Below are 5,200 nucleotides of genomic sequence, written 5' to 3'. Positions count from 1 at the left end.
ATGTGCTCTACAACACGACGAGCGGGGCGCTGTTCTACGATGCGGACGGGAGCGGCACCGCCCAGGCGCCGGTGCCGTTCGCGACGCTGAGCGGCGGGGTGGGGGTGAGCAACCTGGACTTTCTGGTGACTTGAGGGGGCGCGGGGGGCGCGGGGGGCGCGGGGAGGCGTGTCGGCAGGACAGCTTTGCGCTTTGGCCGGTCGGCAGGGCGACCTTCAAGCCAGGAGGGGCGAACTGGCGCCCTTGATTCGGATCACGATCGCTGCTCTTGACCATGCCGGCAACTCGACCGACCGCAAGGAGTCACCCGCCAATGCCAATCGCACACGGCTCGTCAGCCTCTTGCGGGTTGTTTCCGATGAGTCGGGGGCACAAGCCAAGCGACTCTGTTACGCTTGCTTGCAGCCCGTCATCGAACCGACCGACCATATCAAAGCAGCTCCTGGAACTGACTGACGATGCTCATGGGCAAGACCTTGCATGCGCCAAGCTGCTGTTCGTCGATCAGCCTGCTCGCCTCCGATGTGTTGACGATGCGGTAGGGTAGGGACGAGCAGCGGCGCCCACTCAGCCGCAGGAGCTGGCGGTCACGGGTGATCAGCAGGTCGGCGCGACAGCGCAGGGCAAGAATCAGGAACTTCTGGTCGTCCACGTCGCGGCAGCGGGGTAGTACGCAGTCATCCGGACTTGCCGTGCTCTCCGGGTCCGCTGCATCGCAGTCCAAGACGATGCGGCGGTAGCCGTCAAGCAGCGCCCGCTGCGCAGCGGGGTCGAGCTGGAACTGCCGGTAGGCGCTCACCCGTTGCAGCTCCGCCAGGCAGTCGCGATCGGTGAAGCAGAGCACGACGCCGCTTGCGATGGCCCGTCGGAGACCCTGCGTCGGTGGATCGGCGAAGTGCAGCAGGTCGATGACGATGTTGGTATCGAGCACGGCACGCATGGCTCAGCCCAGTTCTAGTTCGGCGGCGACGCGGTCGGCGATTGCCAGGCAGGCGGTCAGTCCCGGCGACTCGATACCGAACAGGTTGACCAGGCCGGCAATGCCATGCTGCGCCGGTCCCTGGATGAGGAAGTCGGCGGCCGGCTCCGACTGGTCGCCGATTTTCGGCCGGACACCCGCGTAGGCGGGGAGCAGTGCGCCGGCTGGCAGTCCCGGCCAATAGCGGCGGATCTCGGCGACAAAGGCGTCGCAACGCCCCGGATCCACCCGGTAGTCGAAAGCCTCGACCGGTTGCCCTGGGGAGGCAGCCGGCAGCCACTCGACATCGGGTCCGAAACGCGCCTGGCCGGCGAGATCGAGCGTCAGATGCACGCCGAGGCCGGCGGCTTCCGGCAGCGGGTAGATCAGCCGGGAGAAGGGAGCGCGCGCCGCCAGCGCATAGTAATTGCCCTTGGCAAAATGCGCCGCCGGTAGCCAGGCTGCCGGAAAGCCGGCCAGCGAAGCCGCGACGGCCGGCGCCCACGGACCGGCGGCATTGATGACCCGTGTGGCGCGGAAGCGCAGACTCTCCGCCCCGCCACTGTCGAGCAGGATGGCGCCGGACTCGATCAAGCCGCCATGCAGAGGGCTGCGCAGTACGAGCCAGGCGCCGGCGCGTTCGGCATCGCCGAGCAGGGCAAGCATCAGGCCGTGGCTGTCGATGATGCCGGTGGAGGGCGAGAGCAGAGCGGCAGTGCAGGCCAGCTCGGGCTCGAGGGCGCGTGCCTCGGCGGCGCTCAGCCAGCGCAGATCGTCGACCCCATTGGCCTGGCCCTGCTGCTGCAACGCGAGAAGTCGCGCCTGCTGGGCGGTCGAGGTGGCGACGATCAGCTTGCCGCAACGCCGGTGGCCGACGCCATGGGTGCGGCAAAAGTCATAGAGCTGCCGCCGACCGGCAACGCACAGGGTCGCCTTGAGCGAAGCACTCGGGTAGTAGAGCCCGGCGTGGATCACCTCGCTGTTGCGCGAACTGGTTTCGCTGCCAAAACGGTCGTTGCGCTCGAGAATCACCGTCTCGATGCCCCGCTGAGCGAGTGCCCGGGCGCAGGCGAGGCCAAGCACACCCGCTCCGATCACCGCCGCACCGACGCTTTCCATCGGCTGTCCCGCAGAAACAAATCCTGGATTCTAATGCCTTCACCGCCGGAGCAACGCTCGGGAGACGTATCGGAGACGCTGACCCGCCGACCCGCCGCCGCAGCAAGGCAGAGTGGACGCTCAGGGGTTACACTGTCGATCATTCCTGCCGGACCGACGGAGCAGGACTCAGCGGAGCGCCGGAGCATGACCAGCAGTCCCTTGCCGACCCACGAACAAGTCATCGCCACCACCCGCCACTGGCTGGAAAAAGCCGTGATCGGTCTCAACCTCTGTCCCTTTGCCAAAGCCGTACATGTCAAGGGGCAGGTGCGTTGCGTGGTGAGTGCGGCGCGCGATGAACTGGATCTGCTCGACGACCTCGAGCGCGAGTTGTTGATGCTGCGCGAGGCCCTGCCGGAGGAGGTCGATACGACGCTGCTGATCCATCCCTGGGTGCTGACGAATTTCGACGATTTCGTACGTTTCCTCGATCTCGTCGAGGTGGTCCTGCAAACCCGGCGGCTGCATGGGGTGTTGCAGGTGGCCAGCTTCCACCCGGCTTACGTGTTCGCCGACAGCGCACCGGACGACATCACCAACTGTACCAACCGCTCGCCGTTTCCGACCCTGCACCTGCTCCGCGAAGCCAGCCTCGACCGCGCCGTGGCGGCGTTTCCCGAGGCGGCGGCGATCTATCAGCGCAATCTGCAGACCCTGCGCGAACTGGGTGCCGACGGCTGGCGGGAACTCGGTGTTGGCGCGCCGTCGGACGGCCAGGAATAGACGTTCGATGGCGACGCCGGTGACGAGAATCGAGTTGCGCGAGGACGAAGTCGAGCTCATCGCCATCCGCGCGCAGGGTGCCGGCGGCCAGAACGTCAACAAGGTGTCGAACGCGGTTCATCTGCGCTTCGCGATTGCCGCCTCGTCGCTACCCGACGAAGTCAAGCAACGCCTGCTGCAGAGGCGCGACCAGCGGATCAATGCGGAAGGGGTGGTGATCATCAAGGCACAAGCGCATCGCAGCCTGCAACGTAACCGCGAGGACGCCCTGTGCCGCCTGCGCGGGCTGATCGCCGAGGCGGCCTTCACGCCGGCTGCGCGGCGGGCAACGCAACCAACCCGCGGTTCGCAGGTCCGCAGGGTCGCCAGCAAGCTCAAACGCGGCGCGGTCAAGCTGCTGCGCGCCCGGGTCGACGAGGAATAGACCACCGACCGACCCCTGGCGAACGACCAGGTCGGTATAGCAAGGAGAACACGATGAGCGCGGCTGAGGTTCTGCAGTTCTGGTTCGAGGAAACGCGTCCGGCACAATGGTGGGCGAAATCGCCCGACTTCGACCGCCAGGTCGAGGTTCGCTTTGGCCGCCTGCACGCCGCGGCGCTGCGCGGCGAGCTGTACGCCTGGCGCGACGGCGCCGACGGCCGGCTGGCCGAGGTGATCGTGCTCGACCAGTTTTCGCGCAACATCCATCGTGATCGTGCCGCCGCCTTCGCGGCCGACGGAATGGCCCTGGTGCTCGCCCAGGAGGCGGTCGCTGCCGGGCTGGACGGCGTACTGGAGCCGAACCGGCGCGCTTTCCTCTATCTGCCCTACATGCACAGCGAGTCAGCGCTGATCCACACGCTGGCGGTCAGGCTGTTCGCGGCGCCGGGTCTTGAGGCGAACCTCGAGTTCGAGTTGCGTCACCAGGCAATCATCGAACGCTTCGGACGTTATCCGCACCGCAACGCAGTGCTCGGGCGTCAGCCGACCGCCGACGAGCTCGAATTTCTCAAGACACCAGGATCCGCCTTCTAGACGCATCGAAAGGAGCACCCGATGACTTGCCAACAGAGCTTCGACATCCACAGCCGCGGTCGCGGGACGATCGAGATCACCGCCGAAGTGGCGCGCATCGTGCGTGCCGCCGGCGTGGTGACCGGTATTGCGCACGTCTTTGTTCAGCATACGAGTTGCTCGGTGGTGTTGACCGAGAACGCCGATCCCTCGGTTCGGCGCGATCTCGAGACACTGGCCGCGCGCTGGGCGCCCGACGGTGATGCCGCCTACCTGCACGACAACGAGGGAGACGACGACATGGCGGCGCACGGGCGCAACATTGTGGCCGGCGCGGCGGTGACCGTGCCGGTGGGCCATGGCGAACTGCGTCTTGGAACCTGGCAGGGGATCTACCTCTGGGAGCATCGGACGATGGCGCATCGGCGACGCATCGTGGTGACCGTCATCGGCTGAACGAGCCGGCCGCTGCACCGGGCGCTGCCGGATCTTGGTAGACTGAGCCGTTCGCTCGCTCGTCACGGAAGGAAGTGCAATGAAAGTCGGATTCATCGGTCTGGGAATCATGGGGCGCCCGATGGCACTCAACCTCATGCGGGGTGGTCATCAGCTCACCGTCTGGGCGCGCCGCGCCGAGTCGATGCAGCCGCTGCTCGCGGCGGGCGCCTGCGCTGCCGCGCATCCTGCCGCAGTGGCCGAGGCAGTCGATGTGGTCATCTCGATGGTTGCCGACGCGCCCGACGTCGAGCAGGTGATGCTCGGAGGGCAGGGGGTGGTCCAGGCCGCCCGGACAGGCCTGGTGGCGGTGGACATGAGCACCATTCGGCCGGCAGCGGCACGCCACATCGCTGGGCGCCTGGGGGAGCATGGCATCGACTTTCTTGATGCTCCGGTTTCGGGCGGCGAGGTGGGCGCGGTCGCCGGCACCCTGTCGATCATGGTCGGCGGCAGTGTGGCCGCTTTCGCGGCAACGCGTCCGGCTTTCGAATGCATGGGGCGGAACATCGTGCATATCGGCGATTCGGGTGCCGGGCAGGTGGCCAAGGCGGCCAACCAGATCGTCACCGGGGTCGGCGTGCTGACCGTTGCCGAAGCGCTCAACTTTGCCGCCCGCAGCGGCGTCGATCCGGCCAGGGTACGCGAGGCGCTGCTCGGCGGCTTCGCCTATTCGAAGATTCTCGAAAACCACGGCCAGCGCATGCTCGACCGTAACTTCAAGCCCGGCTTCAAGTCGTGGATGCATCAGAAGGACATGAATATCGTCATGCAGAGCGCCCACGAACTGGGCCTCTGTCTGCCGGTATCGGCGGCAACCGCCCAGATGTACAACGCGATGGTCGGCTCGGGGCTGGGCGAGGAGGA

General features: G+C 66.7%; 7 protein-coding genes. 5 read left to right on the top strand and 2 right to left on the bottom strand.

The window, feature by feature from the left end; all coding sequences use genetic code 11:
- Nucleotides 1-430: 430 nt before the first annotated feature.
- Both JNK99_RS02710 and JNK99_RS02705 read right to left on the bottom strand, forming a co-directional pair.
- Nucleotides 431-940 carry a putative toxin-antitoxin system toxin component, PIN family gene (locus JNK99_RS02710; RefSeq protein ID WP_291848250.1) on the bottom strand — a complete coding sequence of 170 codons (510 nt, stop codon included), beginning with the start codon at nt 938-940 and terminating at the stop codon, nt 431-433.
- Between the two features lie 3 nt (nt 941-943).
- Complete coding sequence (locus tag JNK99_RS02705) at nt 944-2,077, bottom strand: NAD(P)/FAD-dependent oxidoreductase (RefSeq protein WP_291848247.1); 1,134 nt, start codon at nt 2,075-2,077, stop codon at nt 944-946.
- 186 nt (nt 2,078-2,263) lie between these two features.
- Between JNK99_RS02705 and JNK99_RS02700 the strand changes: the two genes are divergently transcribed.
- The 5 genes from JNK99_RS02700 to JNK99_RS02680 all read left to right on the top strand — a co-directional run.
- Complete coding sequence (locus JNK99_RS02700; RefSeq protein WP_291848244.1) at nt 2,264-2,842, top strand: DUF1415 domain-containing protein; 579 nt, start codon at nt 2,264-2,266, stop codon at nt 2,840-2,842.
- Between the two features lie 7 nt (nt 2,843-2,849).
- Nucleotides 2,850-3,266, top strand: a complete 417-nt coding sequence (gene arfB, locus JNK99_RS02695) for an alternative ribosome rescue aminoacyl-tRNA hydrolase ArfB (RefSeq protein ID WP_291848241.1) — start codon at nt 2,850-2,852, stop codon at nt 3,264-3,266.
- A 53-nt stretch (nt 3,267-3,319) separates the two neighbouring features.
- A complete protein-coding gene (locus tag JNK99_RS02690) occupies nt 3,320-3,859 on the top strand; it encodes a DUF924 family protein (RefSeq protein WP_291848237.1) in 540 nt (179 codons plus the stop codon).
- A 21-nt stretch (nt 3,860-3,880) separates the two neighbouring features.
- Nucleotides 3,881-4,294, top strand: a complete 414-nt coding sequence (locus tag JNK99_RS02685; RefSeq protein ID WP_291848234.1) for a secondary thiamine-phosphate synthase enzyme YjbQ — start codon at nt 3,881-3,883, stop codon at nt 4,292-4,294.
- 79 nt (nt 4,295-4,373) lie between these two features.
- Nucleotides 4,374-5,200, top strand: an 827-nt coding sequence (locus JNK99_RS02680) for an NAD(P)-binding domain-containing protein (protein ID WP_291848231.1), incomplete at its 3' end; no start/stop codon positions are given.

The organism is Accumulibacter sp., from assembly GCF_016789985.1.
Classification (GTDB): Bacteria; Pseudomonadota; Gammaproteobacteria; order Burkholderiales; family Rhodocyclaceae; genus Accumulibacter.
This window is presented reverse-complemented; position numbering and strand designations above follow the sequence as displayed.

Excerpts from the sequence above, each read along its gene's own strand:
- JNK99_RS02705 (WP_291848247.1), bottom strand. The coding sequence starts at position 2,077 with ATGGAAAGCGTCGGTGCGGCGGTGATCGGAGCGGGTGTGCTTGGCCTC.
- arfB (WP_291848241.1), top strand. The coding sequence starts at position 2,850 with ATGGCGACGCCGGTGACGAGAATCGAGTTGCGCGAGGACGAAGTCGAG.
- JNK99_RS02710 (WP_291848250.1), bottom strand. The coding sequence starts at position 940 with ATGCGTGCCGTGCTCGATACCAACATCGTCATCGACCTGCTGCACTTC.
- JNK99_RS02685 (WP_291848234.1), top strand. The coding sequence starts at position 3,881 with ATGACTTGCCAACAGAGCTTCGACATCCACAGCCGCGGTCGCGGGACG.
- JNK99_RS02690 (WP_291848237.1), top strand. The coding sequence starts at position 3,320 with ATGAGCGCGGCTGAGGTTCTGCAGTTCTGGTTCGAGGAAACGCGTCCG.
- JNK99_RS02700 (WP_291848244.1), top strand. The coding sequence starts at position 2,264 with ATGACCAGCAGTCCCTTGCCGACCCACGAACAAGTCATCGCCACCACC.